The sequence below is a fragment of the Halorubrum zhoui genome (assembly GCF_051194155.1).
In the GTDB taxonomy this organism is placed as follows: Archaea; Halobacteriota; Halobacteria; order Halobacteriales; family Haloferacaceae; genus Halorubrum.
In genome coordinates this window covers 283,337-302,746 of the sequence record NZ_JBLZNJ010000001.1, presented here as the reverse complement: position 1 = coordinate 302,746, position 19,410 = coordinate 283,337, and the positions used below count along the sequence as shown (strand labels likewise).

Annotated in this window: 19 protein-coding genes; 15 read left to right on the top strand and 4 right to left on the bottom strand. The window is 68.1% G+C overall.

Translation table 11 applies throughout. The features are described from left to right. Positions 1–168 precede the first annotated feature (168 nt). Both ACNTAO_RS01550 and ACNTAO_RS01545 read left to right on the top strand, forming a co-directional pair. Positions 169–744 (top strand): DUF7344 domain-containing protein, encoded by a 576-nt coding sequence (locus ACNTAO_RS01550; RefSeq protein ID WP_435160178.1) that lies wholly within the window; start codon positions 169–171, stop codon positions 742–744. A gap of 112 nt (positions 745–856) precedes the next feature. Continuing rightward, complete coding sequence (locus ACNTAO_RS01545) at positions 857–1,318, top strand: Hsp20/alpha crystallin family protein (protein WP_435160177.1); 462 nt, start codon at positions 857–859, stop codon at positions 1,316–1,318. Between the two features lie 33 nt (positions 1,319–1,351). Here ACNTAO_RS01545 and ACNTAO_RS01540 read toward each other — a convergent pair whose 3' ends face one another. Then, positions 1,352–1,753 (bottom strand): helix-turn-helix domain-containing protein, encoded by a 402-nt coding sequence (locus ACNTAO_RS01540; RefSeq protein WP_435160176.1) that lies wholly within the window; start codon positions 1,751–1,753, stop codon positions 1,352–1,354. Positions 1,754–1,887: 134 nt separating this feature from the next. Between ACNTAO_RS01540 and ACNTAO_RS01535 the strand changes: the two genes are divergently transcribed. From ACNTAO_RS01535 to ACNTAO_RS01520, 4 genes are all read left to right on the top strand, one after another. Continuing rightward, positions 1,888–2,355 carry an OsmC family protein gene (locus ACNTAO_RS01535; protein ID WP_435160175.1) on the top strand — a complete coding sequence of 156 codons (468 nt, stop codon included), beginning with the start codon at positions 1,888–1,890 and terminating at the stop codon, positions 2,353–2,355. 90 nt (positions 2,356–2,445) lie between these two features. Then, positions 2,446–3,948: an amidophosphoribosyltransferase gene (gene purF, locus ACNTAO_RS01530; protein WP_435160174.1), complete on the top strand. Its 1,503-nt coding sequence runs from the start codon at positions 2,446–2,448 to the stop codon at positions 3,946–3,948. Between the two features lie 103 nt (positions 3,949–4,051). Beyond that, positions 4,052–4,762 (top strand): halocyanin domain-containing protein, encoded by a 711-nt coding sequence (locus ACNTAO_RS01525; protein WP_435160173.1) that lies wholly within the window; start codon positions 4,052–4,054, stop codon positions 4,760–4,762. 85 nt (positions 4,763–4,847) lie between these two features. Further along, positions 4,848–5,561 carry a DUF47 domain-containing protein gene (locus ACNTAO_RS01520; protein WP_435160172.1) on the top strand — a complete coding sequence of 238 codons (714 nt, stop codon included), beginning with the start codon at positions 4,848–4,850 and terminating at the stop codon, positions 5,559–5,561. Between the two features lie 29 nt (positions 5,562–5,590). Here ACNTAO_RS01520 and ACNTAO_RS01515 read toward each other — a convergent pair whose 3' ends face one another. Beyond that, positions 5,591–8,275, bottom strand: coding sequence for an AAA domain-containing protein (locus tag ACNTAO_RS01515; protein ID WP_435160171.1), 2,685 nt, complete (start codon positions 8,273–8,275; stop codon positions 5,591–5,593). A 121-nt stretch (positions 8,276–8,396) separates the two neighbouring features. On the opposite strand from ACNTAO_RS01515, the gene ACNTAO_RS01510 reads away from it, so the two are divergent. Continuing rightward, a complete protein-coding gene (locus ACNTAO_RS01510; RefSeq protein WP_435160170.1) occupies positions 8,397–8,948 on the top strand; it encodes a hypothetical protein in 552 nt (183 codons plus the stop codon). A 33-nt stretch (positions 8,949–8,981) separates the two neighbouring features. On the opposite strand, the gene ACNTAO_RS01505 is transcribed toward ACNTAO_RS01510, so the two are convergent. Both ACNTAO_RS01505 and ACNTAO_RS01500 read right to left on the bottom strand, forming a co-directional pair. Further along, positions 8,982–10,061 (bottom strand): mandelate racemase/muconate lactonizing enzyme family protein, encoded by a 1,080-nt coding sequence (locus tag ACNTAO_RS01505; protein ID WP_435160169.1) that lies wholly within the window; start codon positions 10,059–10,061, stop codon positions 8,982–8,984. After that, on the bottom strand, positions 10,061–10,990 hold the full coding sequence (locus ACNTAO_RS01500; RefSeq protein ID WP_435160168.1) for a 1,4-dihydroxy-2-naphthoate polyprenyltransferase: 930 nt from the start codon (positions 10,988–10,990) through the stop codon (positions 10,061–10,063). Before ACNTAO_RS01500 ends, ACNTAO_RS01505 begins: the two co-directional genes overlap by 1 nt. 147 nt (positions 10,991–11,137) lie before the next feature. On the opposite strand from ACNTAO_RS01500, the gene ACNTAO_RS01495 reads away from it, so the two are divergent. From ACNTAO_RS01495 to ACNTAO_RS01460, 8 genes are all read left to right on the top strand, one after another. Continuing rightward, entirely contained in the window at positions 11,138–11,680 is a 543-nt protein-coding gene (locus ACNTAO_RS01495) for a carboxymuconolactone decarboxylase family protein (RefSeq protein ID WP_435160167.1), read from the top strand. A gap of 80 nt (positions 11,681–11,760) precedes the next feature. Further along, complete coding sequence (locus ACNTAO_RS01490; RefSeq protein ID WP_435160166.1) at positions 11,761–12,057, top strand: DUF7111 family protein; 297 nt, start codon at positions 11,761–11,763, stop codon at positions 12,055–12,057. Between the two features lie 117 nt (positions 12,058–12,174). Beyond that, on the top strand, positions 12,175–13,356 hold the full coding sequence (locus ACNTAO_RS01485; RefSeq protein ID WP_435160223.1) for a LeuA family protein: 1,182 nt from the start codon (positions 12,175–12,177) through the stop codon (positions 13,354–13,356). Positions 13,357–13,747: 391 nt separating this feature from the next. Continuing rightward, positions 13,748–15,583 (top strand): biosynthetic-type acetolactate synthase large subunit, encoded by a 1,836-nt coding sequence (gene ilvB, locus ACNTAO_RS01480; protein ID WP_435160165.1) that lies wholly within the window; start codon positions 13,748–13,750, stop codon positions 15,581–15,583. Then, on the top strand, positions 15,580–16,224 hold the full coding sequence (ilvN, locus tag ACNTAO_RS01475; RefSeq protein ID WP_435160164.1) for an acetolactate synthase small subunit: 645 nt from the start codon (positions 15,580–15,582) through the stop codon (positions 16,222–16,224). Before ilvB ends, ilvN begins: the two co-directional genes overlap by 4 nt. Positions 16,225–16,226: 2 nt before the next feature. Further along, positions 16,227–17,285: a ketol-acid reductoisomerase gene (gene ilvC / locus ACNTAO_RS01470; protein ID WP_435160163.1), complete on the top strand. Its 1,059-nt coding sequence runs from the start codon at positions 16,227–16,229 to the stop codon at positions 17,283–17,285. Positions 17,286–17,331: 46 nt separating this feature from the next. Next, positions 17,332–18,792 (top strand): 3-isopropylmalate dehydratase large subunit, encoded by a 1,461-nt coding sequence (leuC, locus tag ACNTAO_RS01465; RefSeq protein WP_435160162.1) that lies wholly within the window; start codon positions 17,332–17,334, stop codon positions 18,790–18,792. Then, positions 18,792–19,397 carry a 3-isopropylmalate dehydratase small subunit gene (locus tag ACNTAO_RS01460; protein WP_435160161.1) on the top strand — a complete coding sequence of 202 codons (606 nt, stop codon included), beginning with the start codon at positions 18,792–18,794 and terminating at the stop codon, positions 19,395–19,397. The genes leuC and ACNTAO_RS01460 overlap by 1 nt, the downstream gene beginning before the upstream one ends. Positions 19,398–19,410: the final 13 nt, after the last annotated feature.

The following is a 19,410-nucleotide window of genomic DNA, read 5'->3' as shown; positions in this document are numbered from 1 at the left end:
GAGCGTCCGCTCGATCCGGCGCAGCGCCGGGTCGAGGTCGACGCTCGTCGGTAGCGGACGGCCACCGAGTCCGCCCCAGTAACCGACTCGTTACAAGGGTCTCGTCGCTGGTGCTGTCGATCAAGCGTCGCAGCCGCCGACTAGGTGGCACCACGCGACACGTATCACATGCACGCAGACGAACCGACGCCGGACCAGGTGTTCGCTACCCTCAGCAACGCGCGACGGCGCATGGTGCTCTCGTATCTCCGGACCCACGACCCGCCGGTCACCGTCGACGAGCTCTCCGAACGGATCGCCGCGGCCGAACACGACGTCGAGCCTGGCTCGGTGACACAGCGACAGCGGAAGCGCGCCTACGTCTCGGTGTACCAGACGCACCTGCCGAAGCTCGCACAGATGGGGTTCGTCGACTACGACGAGGAGGCCGGACTCGTCGGACTCACCGACCGCGCGAATGCGATAGACGCGTACCTGACGCGAGCGAGCGACGAGCCGTATCAGTGGACCACGCACTATCGAACGATCGCCATCGGCGGCGGCACGCTGTACTGGCTGACGTCGCTCGACGCACCGCTCTTCGATGTCGTTCCGGCCTCGGCCGTCGCGCTCGTGGTAGCCGCCGCGCTCGGGGTGTCCGCACTCGTTCACCGACGACGACGGCGACGGAGACGCCGCGAACTCCCCATCGAGCTGGCCGTCGAGAACCCGGCCGCCGGACCGACCGGTAACGACGCCACCTGAGATTCGCGCTCGTCGACGATCGTGCGGCCGCACTCGCCGATGTTTTCATCGACTGGAACGTTCGAGAAGGTTGTTTATCAGCTACTTCGTACTCGAGATCGGTGGTACACCGATGACACCCCGCGACCGACCGTTTGGACCCCTCGAGCAGACGCTTCGCCAGTTGAACGACCAACTCGATCAGGTCACCGGCCGGTGGCCGTCGTGGAACGGTGACGCGTTCGGCGAGTTCGGACCGCACGCGATGGCACTGGACGTAGCCGAGTCGGACTCGACGTTCGTCGTCACGGCCGATATTCCGGGCTTCGACCGGGACGAGATAGACGTGCGCGCGAACGGCCAGACCCTCTTCATCGACGCCAGCCGCGAGGCGACGGCCGAGTCGGACGAGGAGACGTATCTCCGGCGCGAGCGCGAACGCTACTCGCTCAGCCGGTCCGTGCGGCTCCCCGAGTCGATCGATTCGGACGGGGTCGAGGCGTCGTTACAGAACGGCGTCCTCACGACGACGATTCCCAAGACAGCGCCCGACAGCGAGGAGACACACGTCGAGATCACGGAACCGGCGGCGTAGTCGACCCGTGCGGCCCCCAGCGTGTTCTCGTGCTCATCGGTCCCGGGGCGTCCGCCACTGCGGTGGCGCGCGTCGAGAGAGCCAGAGGTCGATCCGTCCGTTCTCGCCGACCGAGACGGCCAGTGACTCGACGATCCGAACGTACTCGCTCGGATGACGACCCTGGCACTTCACCCGCACACGCTCGTCGAGGAAGTCCGCCTCGACCAGCGACTCGACCTTTCGATACGTCGTCGAGAGCGGGAATCCACACGCCTCGGCTATCTCTCGCGTCGAACGGACCGTGTCGCTCGTCGCGTCGAGGATCGCGCGACACCGTCGGTCCGTGAGTATCTCGAGGAGGCGTTGTACCTCCGCGTCGTCACGAACGCGTTCGACGCTCGGTCGGTCGTCGTGCGCGTCTGACCGTGACGCGATGAGCGGTGGCCGACTCATGTCTCGAACCGCCGACGGGATCACTGAATAGTATGTACTGCCTTCTGGGTGTACACGCCGCTTTCGGTCGCGCACGTCGTCGGGTCCTGAGAATGCTAGCGACGCTGAAGTATCTCCCGCTCGAGCGTCGAGGTATGAGTGACGCAGGCCAACAGTCCGTGACGTTCGACACGCACACCGAACTCGACGCCGGCACGCGGGTCAGCGTCGAGACGCGCGAGTTCACGTACGTGATCGACGAGCCGGAGTCGCTCGGCGGCACGAACGCGGGACCGAACCCGGTCGAGTACCTCCTCGGCGCGCTTGGGGGGTGTCTCAGCATCGTCGGCCACGCGGTCGCCGCGGAGATGGACCTCGAACTCGAGTCGCTCGCCGTCGACGTCGACGGCGAACTGAACCCGGCGCGGTTCCAGGGCGCAGCCGTCGACTCACGCGCGGGGTACCAGCAGATCACCGCGTCGATTCGGGCCGAGCTGACCGACGCGGCGGGCGACCCCGTCGACGACGAAACCGAACGCGAGTGGCTCGAACGCACCGAGGACCGCTGTCCGGTGAGCGACAACCTCGCCGCCGAGACCCCAGTCGACCTCTCCCTCGAGTAGATCCACGAACGTGCACACTCAAGGGTGAGAGAGTGGGACGGTACGCCACGAACACGAGGGTTTTTATCGCCGCCACGCACACTGTGAGCCATGCACTCCGGTGGAGACCTCGCCGGCGACGAACCGCGCGAGAAGTGTGGTATCGTCGGTGTCTCTCTCGCTGACCGTTCGGCGGCGCGACCGTTGTACTACGCGCTGTACGCGCTCCAACACCGCGGACAGGAGTCGGCGGGGATCGTCACCCACGACGGGTTTCAACAGCACACGCACGTCGAACGCGGACTCGTCGGCGACGCGTTCGACCCCGGCGACCTCGAGTCGCTGGCCGGCTCGACCGGCATCGGTCACGTTCGGTACCCTACCGCCGGGAGCCTGGACAAGAGCTGTGCACAGCCGTTTTCGGTCTCGTTTAAGTCCGGGTCGCTGGGGTTGTCACACAACGGCAACCTCGTGAACGCCGACGAGGTCCGCGAGGAGCTCGCGGCCGCGGGCCACGCGTTCACCTCCGACGGCGACACCGAGGTGATCGCACACGACCTCGCGCGAAATCTCCTCGAGGAGGACCTCGTTCGCGCGGTCAAACACACGATGAAACGCATCCACGGCTCGTACTCGCTCGCCATCTCACACGACGACACCGTCTTTGGCGTGCGCGACCCGCTCGGCAACCGCCCGCTCTGTCTCGGCAAGCTCGAGGACGGCTACGTCCTCGCCAGCGAATCCGCCGCCATCGACACCCTCGACGGCGAGCTGGTTCGCGACGTCGAGCCGGGCGAACTCGTCGTCTTGGAGCCGGACGGCTCCGACTACGACACGTACCAGCTCATCGAGGCCGAGTCGACCGCACACTGCTTTTTCGAGCACGTTTACTTCGCTCGACCCGACTCCGTCATCGACGGCTCGCTCGTCTACGAGGTCCGCCGCGAGCTGGGCCGAAAGCTCTGGGAGGAGTCCGGCGTCGAATCCGACGTGGTGATGCCCGTGCCCGACTCCGGTCGGGCGTTCGCCTCCGGGTACGCCGACGCGGCCGCCGAGACGGACGCCGACGGTGCGCCCCGTCCGGAAGGACAAGGGGGCATCGAGTTCGCAGAGGGGCTGATGAAGAACCGGTACGTCGGCCGGACGTTCATCATGCCGACCCAAGACGAGCGCGAGCGCGCCGTCCGACTGAAACTCAACCCGATTCGCTCCACGGTCGAGGGGAAGTCGGTCACGATCATCGACGACTCCATCGTCCGTGGTACCACCTCGACGCAGCTCGTCGAGCTGGTGCGAGAGGCCGGTGCCGAGGAGGTCCACCTTCGGATCGGTGCGCCGCCGATCGTCGCGCCGTGTTACTTCGGAATCGACATGGCGACCCGCGAGGAGCTCATCGCCGCGGATCAGTCGCCGGCGGCGATCCGCGACGCCGTCGGCGCCGATTCGCTCGCGTACCTCTCCATCGACGCGGTCGCTGCGGCGCTCGACGCCTCGCGTGCGAACCTTTGTCTAGGCTGTGTGACGGGGGCGTATCCGTTCGACGTCGATGGCGAAGAGACCGACCGGCCGGTTGAGGCACCGACCGCGGCCGACGCCCCCGCGGCCGACGACTGACCGCAGCCGACGCCCCCGCGGCCGACGACCGTGGGGGCACCGAGCGAGACGGAGCGCACGGTATATCGCGTGGTTGAAGATGCCGACCGTCTCACCTGCACCTATGCACTCGAACTCCGACGCGCCGTCGACCGCTCGCATATCACTCGACCGCCGTCGATTTCTCCGCGCGGGGAGTGCCGGTGCTGTTGCCGCGGCGGGCCTCGCTGCGGCCCCGGCCTCGGTGAGCGCCCAGTACGACGACTGGCTGTCGGACGTCCCGAACTACGACGGCACGCACGACTACCGCGGTCGCGACGAGGTCACCGTCGCGGTCGGGGCGGGCGAGAACGGGCTGGTGTTCGGGCCGGCGGCGATCCTGGTCGATCCGGGGACGACCGTGGTGTGGGAGTGGACCGGTGCGGGCGGCGCACACAACGTGGTCGCCGACGGCGGCACCTTCGACAGCGGTGAGACCGTCGGTGAGGCCGGCCACACCTTCGAGTACACCGTCGCCGACGCCGCCGCCGGTGACGTCTTCCCGTACCTCTGTACGCCGCATCAGGCCGTCGGGATGAAAGGCGTCGTCGCGGTCGGCGAGGTGGACGACCGGCTCGTGACGCCGGGCGACGGAACGGGCGGTGGCGAAACGGACGGCGACGAGACGAACGGGAACGCGACTGCGGAGAACGAGACGGCCGAGTCGACCGATGGCGGGCGCGGAGACGGACTCACGACCGGCGACGTCGTCGCGCTCGCGCTCGGGCTGGGCGTCGCCGGCGCACTCCTCGTGCCGCTTTTTTACGCCGCGCATCGGCGCGCAGAGCGCGAGTAATCGTCGACGCGTCTCCCCGGTCGCCGACGTCGGCGCTCCACGCCATCGACGAACCGTTTTACCCCTGCGCGCTGTCACGACGTGTATGGCAACCGACGGCGACTTCGGCGAGCGACTGGAGACACAGACCGACGCGTACCTCGAGCGGATCCACGACTGCGTCCGTCTCCTCCCGGTCGCACTCGAGACGTACGAGACGACCGGTGACACCACCGACACGGCCGCGGAGATCGGCACTATCGAGAGCGAGTGCGACGAACGCGTTCGCGAGCTGACCGCCGTGATCACCAACGCCGGTCCCGACGACATCGGACTGCTCAACACCCGAATCACGTTCAACGAATCGGCGCTCATCGACCTGTACAAGACGCTCGACGTGGTCGCGAACCACACAGAGCGCATCGTCCAGGAGGTCGTGATGATGCGCCCGCCGGCCGACGTTCAGCCGTTCGCCGACATGCGCGAGATGGCCGGCCTGATAGTCGAGATGACGGCCACACTGGAGTCGGTCGTCGGCGACTTCGTCCGGGGGCTCACCCAGAGCGACGGCACCCGCACGCTCGTCGACGACATCGAGACGATTCGGGAACTCGAGAGCGCCTGTGACGAGCTGCGCAACGACGCCATCGCGACCGCCTTCGCCGACGAGTCGATCGACGCACCGCTCGTCTACCGTGAACTCGCGATCTTACTCGACGAACTCGCGAACACGATCGAAGACCTCACCGACCGGATGATCGTCATCGCGAGCACGGAGCCGGGAATCGTCACCGACGCCGACCCGGACGTGACCGAGTGAGCGGACGGCGACGACGGCTTCGCCTCGACTCACCGTCGCGCCCACTCGAGCATCCGAGCGTAGAACGGGTCACTCGCCAGTGCGTCGGTGTCACAAACGAGGGTGAGCTGGCGTTTCGCCCGCGTGAGCGCCACGTTCACCCGACGGTGGTCCTCGAAGATCGGCCCGTCGAGGGTACCCGTGGCGACGAACGAGACGACGATCACCTCCTTTGCGGAGCCCTGAAACCGGTCGACCGTGTCGACGGTCACGTCCGTACGCCCGCCGATCTCGGCGACCTGCGCGCGGAACGGAGCGATCACGCCGATGTCTTCGGGGTCGACGCCGGCGGCCCGGTAGGCGTCGACGATCGCGGCCACCTGGCGCGCCTCGGTGACGTTCCGGTTGCCGTCCCGCGTCCCGTCGGGATCGACGACGGTGACCCCGCCGTCGAGCCCCGTGGGAAGCGCGTCGAGGTCGGCGAGGTCCGCGAGGCTCCGTCGTGCCACCGAGGGCGTCGCCGGTCTGAGCGCCCCGTCGTAGAACGCGGCCGACGAGAACGCCTGGATGCGCTGGCTCATGCGGTACTGCCGGTCGAGCAGCACGCTCGCGTCGGGATACGCCTCGATGAGGCGCTCGAACAACGACCGTTTGAGGTCGTTCTCGGCGCGGACGACGGGCGGGAGCTGCTGGTGGTCGCCGACGAGCACGAACCGGTCCGCTAACGCGATCGCCGCGTGCGTGCTCGGCTCGGTCAGCTGTGAGGCCTCGTCGACGAGCGCCACGTCGAACGAACACTCACGGAGGACCCGCGACCCACACGCCGCCGTCGTCGCTGCGACCACCGGTGCCGATCGCAACTCGGCCGCCTTAGCGTCCGGGTCACCGCGCTCGACGAGCCGGAGGTCGTGCATGTCGCGGCGAACGCCGCTCTCCGAGCCGATCCGACACACGTCGTCGAACCCCTGGTCGCGAAGCGCTTCGATCGCGTTGTCGACGGCCCGGTTGGTGAAGGCGGCGAGCAAGACGCGGTCGCCACGCTCGACGAGGGCTCGGATCGTCTGGGCGATCGTGTACGTCTTGCCCGTCCCAGGCGGGCCGTGGATCAGCGCACAGTCTTCGGCGTCGACCGCGAGCGCGACGGCCGCGTCCTGGGCCGCGTTGTTGTCGACGTAGGTCGGTCGGTCGCCGTCCGCAGATCGGTCACGAAAGGACGGCTCACGCCGGCCGAACACCACGTCCTTGCGCCGTTCGTCGCCTTTCAACACCGCGTCGTGGAGGGCGGTGAGCATCCGGTCGACCGAGATCTCGGATGGATAGACGTCGAGCCGACGGAGCTCGACGGGCTCGTCCGTCTCGACGACGACCACGTCTTCGAGGGTGGTGATTCGACAGAGCTCGGCGTGCCCCTCGACCGGACTCCCGTCGCTGGCGAGCGCCACGTCGCCCTCGCGCAGCTTCGAGACCGCGTCGTCGGGTACTCGCGCGCGGAGCTCGTACCGATTGTCGTCGACCTGCGTCTGGGCGATCGGTTCGAGGTCGATCAGGGCGCGGTCGTCTGCGGCGCGCTCGCTGGGCGATTGTTCCCACAGCTTGCGGTACTCCGCGTGGGTCTGCCGGCGCTCTTCTTCGATCGCGACGTAGAAGCGGTCGAAGTACGCCCGTTCGTCCGCGGGGACCGGGGTTCCGACCTGGCCGGCTTTCGACTCCTGATCGAGACGGCCGGAGACGACCATGCAGGTGTCCTGTTCGAAACAGTACGCACACGTCGCGTCGGCCTCGTGGCCGGTCGGCACCGTTGGCCGAGCCGCCGAGTCGTGGAGCGCCCGCCACTCCATCGCCGCCAGCGCGTTGCGCTCGCGGACGACGAACCGGAGCAATCCCGCACCGACGGTGAACTCCTTCGCCGGTGAGAGGTCGCCGGACGCCTCCGAGCGGTCGAGCGCGGTGTTCTTCGTGTACAACAGCGTCGCCAACTCCGGGTCGACCCCTCGCTCCTCGAGCATGAGCGCGTAACAGGCCGCCTGGATCTTGTCGTGAAACCGCGGCTCACGGTTGGTGTTCTTCCCGGTCTTCAACTCCACGGGGCTTCCACGCCGGAGGGCGTCCGCTCGGCCCTTCAGGCCGAACGTCGGCGAGAGGAGCGTGAACTCGGACCGCCAGGAGTCGTCGTCGCCGAGCGTCCCCTGTGCGAGCCAGCCCTCGATCGCCGCCGCGTTGCGCCGAACCTCGTCTTCGACGGTCACACGGTCGTACCCGAGGAGCCCCAACTCCAGCCCGGCCTCCTCGACGCGGTCTGTGACCGCCGTTTCGAGGTCGACGCCACGAAGCAGGTCGCCGAACACCTCGTGGACGATCGTCCCCTTGACCACCGGATAGTTGAGCGGGATGCCCGAGAGCTTGTTGAGGTAGTACAGCCGGGGACACTGCACCCACGACCGGATGCCGGTGACGTCGACGAGAAAGTCGGGCTCTACGACGACCCACGAATCGCCGGACGTCGCGTATCCCGTTTCGCCCCGGTAGTCGTTCTCGGCCGCCTCAGTGACGAGCAGGGACATCCCGGGTTCGGCGTGCTCGGCCGTCTCCGCCCAGTCCCCCCAGAGCGTGACGGTGACGGGATCTCGCTCGCCACGGTCCGGCCTGACGTCGATCTCACACAGCGTCCGCTCACCCGACGACGTCGACACCGTTCGCGGCTCCGCGACCGACACGATGGGCCCCCGAATCTTCACGCGCACCCGTCGTCGTCGTCGCGAAAAAACGCTGTCGGTGCACGAGGTCCTCGGTCGCCGCCGATTGTCACGGTCTCTTCGACCGATACGCTCATACGGCCGCTCGCTCGTACTGTCGTCCATGCGCGTACGCGATTGGCAGGACATTCTCGCGGACGTCGCGAGCGACTCGACCGACCCGGACGGCTGGCGTGCCGTCGCCGGATCCCGGCGGTCGGGGCTCGGCGAAGACCTCTACTTCGGTCACCCGACCGTCGGAGTGTATCACCTGAAGACGTACGCCAAGAACCCGCGCGACCTCCGCGGCGTCGGGACGCGCGTGGCCCGCCGGGTCGACGACGGCCTCGACCCGTTGTTACCCACCCAGGACGCCGAGGGACGGTTCGCCGTCCGGCGGCCTCCGGCGGACGAGGACGAGGCGACGTCGATGGCGACCCGGCTCGAAGAGACGCTTCGCGTCCACGCCGAGACGCCGACGGACCCCGAGCACCTCTTCGAAGACGTGATGGAAGCGGTCGACGCACCGGCATTCGGACCCATGGACTACGCGTTCGATGGACGCCCCGACGAGCTCGACGAGCTCAACGACACGTTCGAGGAGGCCGACGCGCTGCTCTCGGCCGAGCTCGACGAGCTCATCGAGGCCGACGACGTCGACCGCGGGTTTCACTGACCGGCGCCGTCGTCGCACGATCGACCGGGTAGCTCACCCCCGATCGTGCCCGCCGACCGAGTCCACCAGTCCGTCGAACGCATCGCCGGCGAGCCCAGGTCCGTCCGGAACGGACACCCACCCCGCCTCGACCGGGCACGGATCCGCCGCGAGGTCCTCCTCGAGGAGTCCGGCCGTCGCGAGCCCGCACGCCGACACGTTCGGTATCGCGGCGGCGACGTGCACGGCCGCGGTCCGGGCGACGACGGCGTCGATCGTCGTCGTGACCACGGGCTCGACGCCCGCGTCCCGGGCCCGCACGGCGGCGTCGACGGTTCGGTCTGGTCCGCCGAGCGCCATGGGTTTGAGGACCACCACGTCGGCCGCGTCGGCGGCGAGCACCGCGTCGACGCCGTGTTCGGCGAGTGACTCGTCTACGGCGATTGACACGGCACTCTCCCGGGCTAGACGCGCCGTCGACGCCAGTTCGGTCGCCGGAAGCGGCTGCTCGACGTACGCGAGGTCCATCGGTTCGAGCCGGTCGAGCGCCCGGTGGGCGGTCTCGAGGTCCCAGGCACCGTTCGCGTCCGCGCGCACCTCGACGGCCGGGGCGACCGCATCTCGGACCGCTCGAAGCCGCCGCACGTCCGCGTCGACCGACCGAGCGCCGACCTTCAGCTTGAGACAGGTGGTGCCCCCGTCGACGGCCCGTGACGCGGCGGCCGCGGTCTCGGTGGGGCTCCCGTCGCCGATCGTCGCGTTCACCGGCACCGACCGGGCGGGTGACGAGAGTCCGGCACCGTCGGCGAGGTGTGCGGCGAGCGGGCGTCCGTCCGCGCGCGAACTCGCGTCCGCGAGCGCGAGCGAGACGCCGTGGCGAGCGGCCGGCGTCTCCCTCGGATCGAGACCGTCGAGCACGGCCCGTGCGGGTCGACCGGACGCGAGCGCCGACGCACACGCCGCGGGCGACTCCGTCCAGCCGGACAGCGGCGTGGCTTCGCCGATTCCGTTCGTCTCTACGCCGTCTCCCGGTTCGGGTCCGACGGCGACGAGGTGGCCACGACGCTCGCGGATCGGTCCCCGAGCCGTCTCGAGCGGCCGCGAAAGGGGGGCCGTGAAGCGACGCGTCTGCATCAGACACCGAGCCCGACCGCGAACGCGACGGCGTACGCCGCGAGCAGTTTGCCGGTCGACTCGAGCGCGGGGTTGAGCGCCTCACCGGCCGTCTCCGTCAGTACGGTTTTCGCGACGCCGACGGCGAGCGGCGCCGTCGCCAGCGGGAGGAGGACCGCGAGGCCGTGGCCGGTGGCGGCGAACCAGACTGGGACGGCGTACGCGAGCCCGAGGAGGCCGACGTACTGCGTCCGCGCGAAGCCGTATCCGAACCGAACCGCCAGCGTCCGCTTGCCCGTCTCGGCGTCCTCCTCGCGGTCGCGAACGTTGTTGACGACGAGGATGTTCGTCGACAACGCGGCGACGGGGAGACTCGCGACGACCGCCGTGAGGGGTATCGTTCCGGGCGGCGGCGCGAGCGGAAACAGCCCGCCGGTGAGTGCTGCGGCCTGCACGTAGTAGGTGCCCGTCACCGCGATCACGCCGAAAAACGCGAAGACGAAGACGTCACCGAGTCCGTGGTATCCGAGCGGGTAGGGGCCGCCAGTGTACGCGATACCCGCCGCGACCGACGCGAGCCCGATCACGAGGATTGGAAGGCCGCCGACAGCGACGAGATACGTTCCGACGACGATGGCGGCCGCGAACGTCAGCCACATGGCGCGTTTGACCTCGTCAGGGTCGATGAGGCCGCTGGCGACGACGCGGGTGAAGCCCTCGCGGTCGTCGGTGTCGGCGCCCTGGATCGCGTCGTAGTAGTCGTTCGCGAAGTTGGTCCCGATCTGAATGAGTGCCGCGCCGATGAGCGCGGCGAGTGCCGGCAGCGGGGCGAACACGCCCGCATCGAGTGCGAGACCGACACCGACGATCACCGGCGCAGCCGCCGCCGGCAGCGTCTGTGGCCGCGCGGCGATCACCCACGCCCGACGGCGCGACACCTGGGTAGCCATTACGAGCCGTTGGGGCGTCACCGTACTTAAGATTCGGATCGGCTGACGCCCCGGCCGGGAGGCCGTCACCGGCTCCTCGGTACGAACACCTCCGGCGATCCGGGCCGGGGTACACAGCCCTAATTGCCTGGCACACGCGTCGCGGGTATGGCACGCGTTCCGTACGCTGACCCCGAAGACGTCCCAGACGAGCACGAGTCACTACTGTCATCTGAGCTCCAGGGCAAGCCGCTCAACGTGTACCGCGCGCTCGGAAACAACCCGCCCGTGCTCGCGGGAATGCGAGCACTCTTGCGCGCGCTGTGGCGCGATAGCGGCCTCTCGGAACGCGAGCGCGAGCTCGTCATCCTCACGACCGCGGCGACGGTTGAGAGCCGCTACGAGTGGCACCAGCACGTGGCGATTGCCCGCGACGTCGGCGTCGACGATGCGGTCATCGCCGCCATCGGCGACGGGGCACTCGCCGCCCTCAAGGACGCCGACCGGACGCTCGTCGAGTACGTTCGCGCGGTCGTCACCGGACGGGTCGACGCCGTCGCACACGCCGTGGCGGCAGACCGATACGACCCCGACGTGCTCGTTGGCATCGCCGCGACCGCGCAAGGGTACGTCGCACTCGGCGGGCTCATCCGCGCGTTCGACCTCAAGTTAGAACCCGACGAGTCGTTCCACGGGTGGGACCCTCGGTAAGGCTGACCGAGCCCGTGTGACGAGACGGGGTGCACCGAGGCGACCGACAGATACGACTCCGCTCGGCTCGAAGCGTAGCTATGACCGACGCGACGGAGACGACCACAGAGACGAGCGTCGAAGCCGACGGGGTCACCGCCCGCTACGAGGAGGCGAACGGTGAGCGGCTCCTGACGTTCGCCGCAGACGGCCGCACCGCGACGGTGGCACAGAACCAGGAGGGCTACGCGATGTTGAAGGTGCGAACGGGTCCCGACGGCGACGAGCTGGAGCGGTACTACGGATTCGACATGGCGCTCGACCACGCCGCAGAGCGGCTCGCCGTCGGCGTCCGCGACCTACCCGTGCCAGAGGCGGCCACGGACATGGGGATGTGACGTCTCGGTCACACGACGGACCGCCAGCCGGGTTCGTCCAGAAACGCTTAAGTAGGTGTCAACGTTCGATGAAACTGATGGTAGACATCACGGAGGCTTCGTCGGACACCCCGGCGGATCGAGTTCTTCCAGGGCACGATAGCTTCTAACACCGAGATCGGTCCTGTACGGATCTTCGATACGACGTTACGAGACGGCGAACAGTCACCACGGACGTCGTTCAGCTACGACGAAAAACGCGACATAGCGGCGACGCTGGACGACATGGGCACCCACGTCATCGAGGCTGGGTTCCCGGTGAACTCCGACGCGGAGTTCGAAGCCGTGAGCGACATCGCGGCGGCGACGGACACGACGGTCTGCGGGCTGGCCCGCGTCGTCGACGGCGACATCGAGGCGGCGATCGACGCCGGCGTCGAGATGATCCACGTGTTCGTCTCGACGAGCGACGTCCAACTCGAGGACTCGATGCACGCCACCCGCCAGGAGGCGAAGGCGCGCGCGGTCGACGCCGTCGAACAGGTGAAAGCCGTCGGCGTCGAGTGTATGTTCTCGCCGATGGATGCGACCCGAACGGACCCGGCGTACCTCACCGAGATCGTCGAGGCCGTCAGCGAGGCCGGCACCGATTGGATCAACATCCCGGACACCTGCGGCGTCGCGATGCCGACCAGCTTCGGGCAGACGGTCGCAGCCGTCGTGGAGGCGACCGACGCTCGCGTCGACGTCCACACCCACGACGACTTCGGCATGGCTGCGGCGAACGCGGTCACCGGATTCGAAAACGGTGCCGCCCAGGCGCAGGTGTCGGTCAACGGGATCGGCGAGCGCGCCGGCAACGCCGCCTACGAGGAGGTCGTCATGGCCGTCGAGTCGGTGTACGGCGTCGATACCGGCATCGACACGACCCAAATAACGAAACTGGCCCGGATCGTCGAGGACGCCTCGGACATTCCGGTTCCGGCCAACAAGCCCGTCACCGGGCGCAACGCGTTTGCCCACGAGTCGGGTATCCACGCGGCGGGCGTCATCGAGAACGCCGATACGTTCGAGACAGGCGTGATGACTCCGGAGATGGTCGGCGCCGAACGCGAGTTCGTGTTGGGCAAACACACTGGTACCCACAGCGTGCGGAAACACCTCGTCGAAGCCGGCTTCGACCCGACGGAGAGCGAGGTGCGCGACATCACCAAACGGGTGAAAGAGTACGGCGCTGGCAAGCGACAGGTGACGGCCGGCGACGTCGAGCGGTTCGCCCGGGAGACGGGCGTCGACCGCGAGGAGGAGGTTCGGGTCTGATGGCCTCCCAGCCGGCACGCGCGCCCGGCGAGCGGCCGTCGACGCCGACACCACGGGCACCGTCCGGCCCTCGGTGGCCTCACGGTGACGGATCGTCGGTGCTCCCCCCGGCTGGGCCGACGGAGAAGGGGGTCGAGCCCGCGCTCCGACACAGATTTATAGGCGGGCGGTGTGAGTTGCAACCGAATGCGACGGTCGTTTCGACACCCCGAGGTGTCCTCCCGAACGGGAGCCGTCGCTGTACGTATCGTAGGGGTTTGAGCCCCTACAGCACCCCTTCCTCACCGAGACACCGAACCGTCGGACGACGCCACGGCGCGAACCGTTCGCGCAACCGCTCGTTCGAACCGATCGACACTCGACCGCAGACACCACCGACACACCACATACGATGAGCGACTCAGCAGCACACCCACGAGAAGAGGGCGCGGACGCCGACGCGGCGACCGACACGGACGGACCGGACCCAACGGACGGCACGGACCCGTCCGTCGAGGAGACGCCACCGACGGGCGACCCGATCGAGACGGTGACGACCGGCGCAGAGTCGGTCGTCGCCGCGCTCGAGGCGGCGGGTGCCGAGACGGCGTTCGGCGTGCAAGGCGGGGCGATAATGCCCGTCTACGACGCGCTGTACAACTCGTCCATCCGCCACGTCATGATGGCGCACGAACAGGGCGCCGCACACGCCGCAGACGCGTACGGCGTGGTCGCCGGCGAGCCCGGGCTCTGTCTGGCGACCTCGGGTCCGGGAGCGACGAACCTCGTCACGGGCATCGCCGACGCCGACATGGACTCCGACGCGATGCTGGCGTTGACCGGCCAGGTGCCGACGGACTTCGTCGGCAACGACGCGTTCCAGGAGACCGACACCGTCGGCGTCACTCGCCCCGTGACGAAACACAACTACTTCGCGAGCGACGCCGACTCGGTCGGTGACGTCGTCGGTGAGGCGTTCGCGCTCTCGTCGGTCGGCCGACCCGGCCCGACGCTCGTCGACCTCCCGAAGGACGTCACGCTCGACGAGACGGACGAGGAGCCGGGCGACGCCGAGGCGCCCGCCGGGACGGATCCCGACCCGAGCGCGCGGGCCGATGCCGTCGAGGCCGCCGCGCGTGCGATCGAGTCGGCCGACAAGCCCGTCTGTCTGTTCGGCGGCGGCGTGATCAAAGGCGAGGCGAGCGAGACGGCGCGCGAGTTCGCGCGCACGTACGAAATCCCAGTCGTGACGACGATGCCGGGTATCGGGTCGTTCCCCGAAGACGACGAGCTCTGTCTGTCGTGGGCCGGCATGCACGGCACCGGCTACGCCAACATGGCGATAACCCACACCGACTGTCTCGTCGCGGTGGGGACCCGATTTGACGACCGGCTCACCGGCGGCATCGACACGTTCGCACCGGAGGCCGAGGTCGTCCACATCGACATCGACCCGGCGGAGATCTCGAAGAACGTGTACGCCGATTACCCGCTCGTCGGAGACGCGGCGACCGTGCTCGAACAGCTCGACGGAGCGATCGACACCACGCCAGCCGCTGACGACTGGCGCGAGCAGTGTCGAGCGTGGAAAGAGACGTATCCGATGACCTACGCGGCACCAGACGACGAGCCGCTCAAACCGCAGTTCGTCGTCGAGGCGTTCGACGAGGCGACCGACGACGACACGATCGTCACGACGGGCGTCGGCCAACACCAGATGTGGGCCTCGCAGTTCTGGACGTACACGGAGCCGCGAACGTGGGTCTCCTCACACGGCCTCGGCACGATGGGGTACGGACTGCCGGCAGCTATCGGCGCGCGGATGGCCGCCGACGCGATGGACGAGCCCGACCGCGACGTGATCTGTTTCGACGGCGACGGCTCGCTGTTGATGACGATGCAGGAGCTCTCGGTCGCCGTGCGCGAGAATCTGAACATCACCGTCGCGGTGTTGAACAACGAGTACATCGGGATGGTTCGCCAGTGGCAGGACGCGTTCTTCGAGGGGCGACACATGGCGTCGGAGTACAACTGGATGCCCGAGTTCGACAAACTCGCCGAGGCGTTCGGCGCGCTTGGGATCCGTGTCGACGGCTACGACGAGGTCGCGCCGGCGGTCGAGGAGGCGCTCGCGTACGACGGTCCCGCCGTGGTCGACTTCCACGTCGATCCCGAAGAGAACGTGCTACCGATGGTTCCGAGCGGCGGCGCAAACGGGCGGTTCGCCCTCTCGGAGGACCAGCTATGAGCGGCGAGGGAATGACGGGTCCGGGCCCAGACGAGCGGCCGCACCCCGAGGGTCGACGGAACCTCGAAGGCCACCGTATCGACCCGGTCGTCGAGGCGGAACACGACGTGCGACGCGCGGTCATCTCGGCGCTGGTCGAAGACGAACCCGGCGTGCTCGCGCGCGTCTCCGGGCTCGTCTCGCGGCGACAGTTCAACATCGAGAGCCTGACTGTCGGGCCGACGACCGTCGAGGGCCACTCGCGGATCACGATGGTCGTCGAAGAGACCGACCCCGGCATCGACCAGATCGAAAAACAGATGGCGAAACTCAAGCCCGTCATCTCGGTGGGCGAGGTGTCCGGCGACGCGGTCACCTCCGAGCTGGTCTTGCTCAAGGTCACCGGCGACGAACCCGACAAGGTCCACGCGGTCGCCGAGATGTACGACGGACAGACGCTCGACGCCGGTCCGGAGACGATCACCGTCCAGCTGACCGGTGACGAGTCGAAGATCGACGACGCTATCGACGCGTTCGGCCAGTTCGGGATCGTCGAGATCGCCCGGACCGGTCAGACGGCACTCGCCCGGGGGAACATCCCCACGGCACCCGGAGAAAAGCCCGCCACGGCCGGCGAACCGACGACGCCGACTTCACAGTAATCATGACAGCAGACGACGCACAACCGTTCGATTCGACAGTATACTACGACGCGGACGCCGACCCCACGGCGCTCGCCGACAAGACCGTCGCCGTCCTCGGCTACGGTTCGCAGGGACACGCCCACGCGCAGAACCTCGCCGACAGCGGGGTCGACGTCGTCGTCGGGCTCCGCGAGGACAGCTCCTCGCGCGCCGCCGCCGAGAGTGACGGCCTGCGGGTCGCGACGCCCGCCGACGCCGTCGCAGACGCCGACACCGTGAGCGTACTCGTCCCGGACACCGTCCAGCCGGACGTCTACGAGAACGCGATCGAGCCGAACCTCGAGGCGGGCGACACGCTCCAGTTCGCACACGGCTTCAACATCCACTACAACCAGATCCAGCCGCCAGCAGACGTCGACGTAACGATGGTCGCGCCGAAGTCGCCGGGACACCTCGTCCGCCGGAACTACGAGAACGACGAGGGGACCCCCGGACTGTTGGCCGTCTACCAGGACGCGACCGGCGACGCCCACGAGGAGGGACTCGCGTACGCGGCCGCGATCGGCTGTACCCGCGCCGGCGTCGTCGAGACGTCGTTCCGCGAGGAGACCGAGACCGACCTCTTCGGCGAGCAGGCGGTCCTGTGTGGTGGCGTCACCGCACTCGTCAAACAGGGCTACGAGACGCTCGTCGACGCCGGCTACTCCCCGGAGATGGCGTACTTCGAGTGTCTCAACGAGCTCAAACTCATCGTCGACCTAATGTACGAGGACGGGCTCGGCGGCATGTGGGACTCGGTCTCCGACACCGCCGAGTACGGCGGGCTCACGCAGGGTGACGTCGTCGTCGACGAGCACGCCCGTGAGAACATGGAACAGGTCCTCGAGAAGGTACAGAACGGGGAGTTCGCTCGCGAGTGGATCGCCGAGAACCAGGCCGGTCGGCCGTCGTACACCCAGCTGCGCACCGCCGAGAAGAATCACGAGATCGAGGCCGTCGGCGAGGAGCTGCGTGGACTCTTCGCCTGGCAGGAGGACGAAGCGACGGACGACGAGGAGCCGACCGAGGTGAAGGCGTGATGACCGACGAGCGGGCGCACGACGTACCCAACGCGGGTGAACACCGATGAGCGAGGGGACGCTGTACGACGCGGTGTGGGAGAACCACAAGGTGACGGAGCTGCCGAACGGCCAGGACCAGCTGTTCATCGGCCTCCACCTCGTCCACGAGGTGACGAGCCCGCAGGCGTTCGGGATGCTTCGCGAGCGGGACCTCGACGTGGCGTACCCGGACCGGACGTTCGCGACAACCGACCACATCGCCCCGACGGAGGCCGAAAAGCGCGAGCGGCCGTTGGTCGACGACCAAGCAGAGAAGATGCTCTCGGCGCTCGAGTCGAACACCGACGAGAACGGGATCACGTTCTTCGACTTCGAGTCGGGCAAGCAGGGGATCACCCACGTCGTCGCCCCCGAACTGGGGCTTTCACAGCCTGGGATGACCGTCGCGTGTGGTGACAGCCACACCGCGACGCACGGCGCGTTCGGCTCGATCGGCGTCGGGATAGGCACGAGCCAGATCCGCGACGTCCTCGCGACGGGGTGTATCGCCGCGGACAAACAACGGGTTCGACGGATCGAGATCGAAGGCGAACTCGGCGAGGGCGTCTACGCCAAAGACATCATCCTGAAAGTGATCCAGGACCTCGGCGTCGACGGCGGGGTCGGCCACGTCTACGAGTACGGCGGCCCGGCCATCGAGGCGCTCGACATGGAGGGCCGACTCGCGGTGTGTAACATGTCGATTGAAGGGGGCGCTCGCGCGGGCTACATCAACCCGGACGAGACGACCTTCGAGTACCTCGAGGGGCGCGAGTACGTTCCGGAGGGCGAGGCGTTCGAGGAGCTGAAAGCCTACTGGGAGTCGATCGCCTCCGACGACGACGCCGAGTACGACGACGTCGTCACCGTCGACGCAGGTGGCATCGACCCGCTCGTGACGTGGGGGATCAACCCCGGCCAGGTCATCGAGATCTCGGAGCCGGTGCCGGAGCCGTCGTCGTTCGAGGCGCGGACCGACCGCGAGGCCGCGGCGTCGGCGCTCGAGCACATGGAGATCGAACCCGGCCAGTCGATGCTCGGCTACGAGGTCGACGTGGCGTTCCTCGGCACGTGTACGAACGGTCGGGTCTCGGACTTCGAGGAGGCGGCTGCGGTGCTCGAAGGACACACGGTCGGCGATGGCGTGCGGGCGCTCGCGGTCCCCGGCTCTGAGACGGTCCGAAAGGAGTGTGAGGCACGCGGGATAGACGAGACGTTCATCAACGCTGGCTTCCAGTGGCGGCGCGCCGGCTGTTCGATGTGTCTCGCGATGAACGACGACATGCTCGAGGGCGACGAAGTGTGTGCGTCTTCTTCGAACCGGAACTTCGTCGGCCGGCAGGGCTCGAAGGAGGGGCGGACCGTCCTGATGAGTCCGGCGATGGTCGCGGCCGCGGCCGTCGAGGGTGCAGTCACCGACGCCCGCGAGTACCTCGGTGAGGGTCCGACCGGTGGCGCGGGCGGCGTCGAGGAGGTGGCGGACTGATGAGCGACGACCAACACATCACCGCGGTCTCCGGCACCGGCGTTCCGATCCCGGGCGACGACGTCGACACCGACCAGATCCTGCCCGCGAAGTTCATGAAGGAGGTCACCTTCGACAACATGGCCGACTACCTCTTTTATGACGCGCGACGGGACGCCGACGGCGCGTACAACGACCACCCGCTCAATCGGTTCGAGGGCGCGTCGATCGCCGTCGTGAACTCGAACTTCGGCTGTGGCTCCTCGCGTGAACACGCCCCCCAGGCGATGATGCGCTGGGGCGTCGACGGGGTCGTCGGCGAGTCGTACGCGGAGATCTTCCGCGACAACTGCAAGTCGCTCGGCATTCCGGCGGTGACCGCGGACCACGAAACGGTGACCGAGCTCCAGGAGTGGATCGAAGCGAACCCGGACGGCGAGATCGACATCGACGTCGAGGCGGCGACGGTGACGTACGGCGACACCACGATCGACGTCGACATCGACGGATCGATGCAGGAGGCGCTCGTGGATGGCATCTGGGACACGACCGCGCTCATGTACTCGAACCGCAGTAAGGTCGACGAGACGGTCGCCGACCTTCCGTACGTCGAGAGCGACGACTGAGCCGGTCTCGACA

Bases quoted from the DNA above. Each gene is read 5' to 3' on its own strand.
- ACNTAO_RS01505 (WP_435160169.1), bottom strand. From the start codon at position 10,061: ATGCAGACGCGTCGCTTCACGGCCCCCCTTTCGCGGCCGCTCGAGACG.
- ACNTAO_RS01490 (WP_435160166.1), top strand. From the start codon at position 11,761: ATGACCGACGCGACGGAGACGACCACAGAGACGAGCGTCGAAGCCGAC.
- ACNTAO_RS01525 (WP_435160173.1), top strand. From the start codon at position 4,052: ATGCACTCGAACTCCGACGCGCCGTCGACCGCTCGCATATCACTCGAC.
- ACNTAO_RS01460 (WP_435160161.1), top strand. From the start codon at position 18,792: ATGAGCGACGACCAACACATCACCGCGGTCTCCGGCACCGGCGTTCCG.
- ACNTAO_RS01500 (WP_435160168.1), bottom strand. From the start codon at position 10,990: ATGGCTACCCAGGTGTCGCGCCGTCGGGCGTGGGTGATCGCCGCGCGG.
- leuC (WP_435160162.1), top strand. From the start codon at position 17,332: ATGAGCGAGGGGACGCTGTACGACGCGGTGTGGGAGAACCACAAGGTG.
- ACNTAO_RS01520 (WP_435160172.1), top strand. From the start codon at position 4,848: ATGGCAACCGACGGCGACTTCGGCGAGCGACTGGAGACACAGACCGAC.
- purF (WP_435160174.1), top strand. From the start codon at position 2,446: ATGCACTCCGGTGGAGACCTCGCCGGCGACGAACCGCGCGAGAAGTGT.
- ilvB (WP_435160165.1), top strand. From the start codon at position 13,748: ATGAGCGACTCAGCAGCACACCCACGAGAAGAGGGCGCGGACGCCGAC.
- ACNTAO_RS01550 (WP_435160178.1), top strand. From the start codon at position 169: ATGCACGCAGACGAACCGACGCCGGACCAGGTGTTCGCTACCCTCAGC.
- ilvN (WP_435160164.1), top strand. From the start codon at position 15,580: ATGAGCGGCGAGGGAATGACGGGTCCGGGCCCAGACGAGCGGCCGCAC.
- ACNTAO_RS01535 (WP_435160175.1), top strand. From the start codon at position 1,888: ATGAGTGACGCAGGCCAACAGTCCGTGACGTTCGACACGCACACCGAA.
- ACNTAO_RS01495 (WP_435160167.1), top strand. From the start codon at position 11,138: ATGGCACGCGTTCCGTACGCTGACCCCGAAGACGTCCCAGACGAGCAC.
- ilvC (WP_435160163.1), top strand. From the start codon at position 16,227: ATGACAGCAGACGACGCACAACCGTTCGATTCGACAGTATACTACGAC.
- ACNTAO_RS01545 (WP_435160177.1), top strand. From the start codon at position 857: ATGACACCCCGCGACCGACCGTTTGGACCCCTCGAGCAGACGCTTCGC.
- ACNTAO_RS01510 (WP_435160170.1), top strand. From the start codon at position 8,397: ATGCGCGTACGCGATTGGCAGGACATTCTCGCGGACGTCGCGAGCGAC.
- ACNTAO_RS01540 (WP_435160176.1), bottom strand. From the start codon at position 1,753: ATGAGTCGGCCACCGCTCATCGCGTCACGGTCAGACGCGCACGACGAC.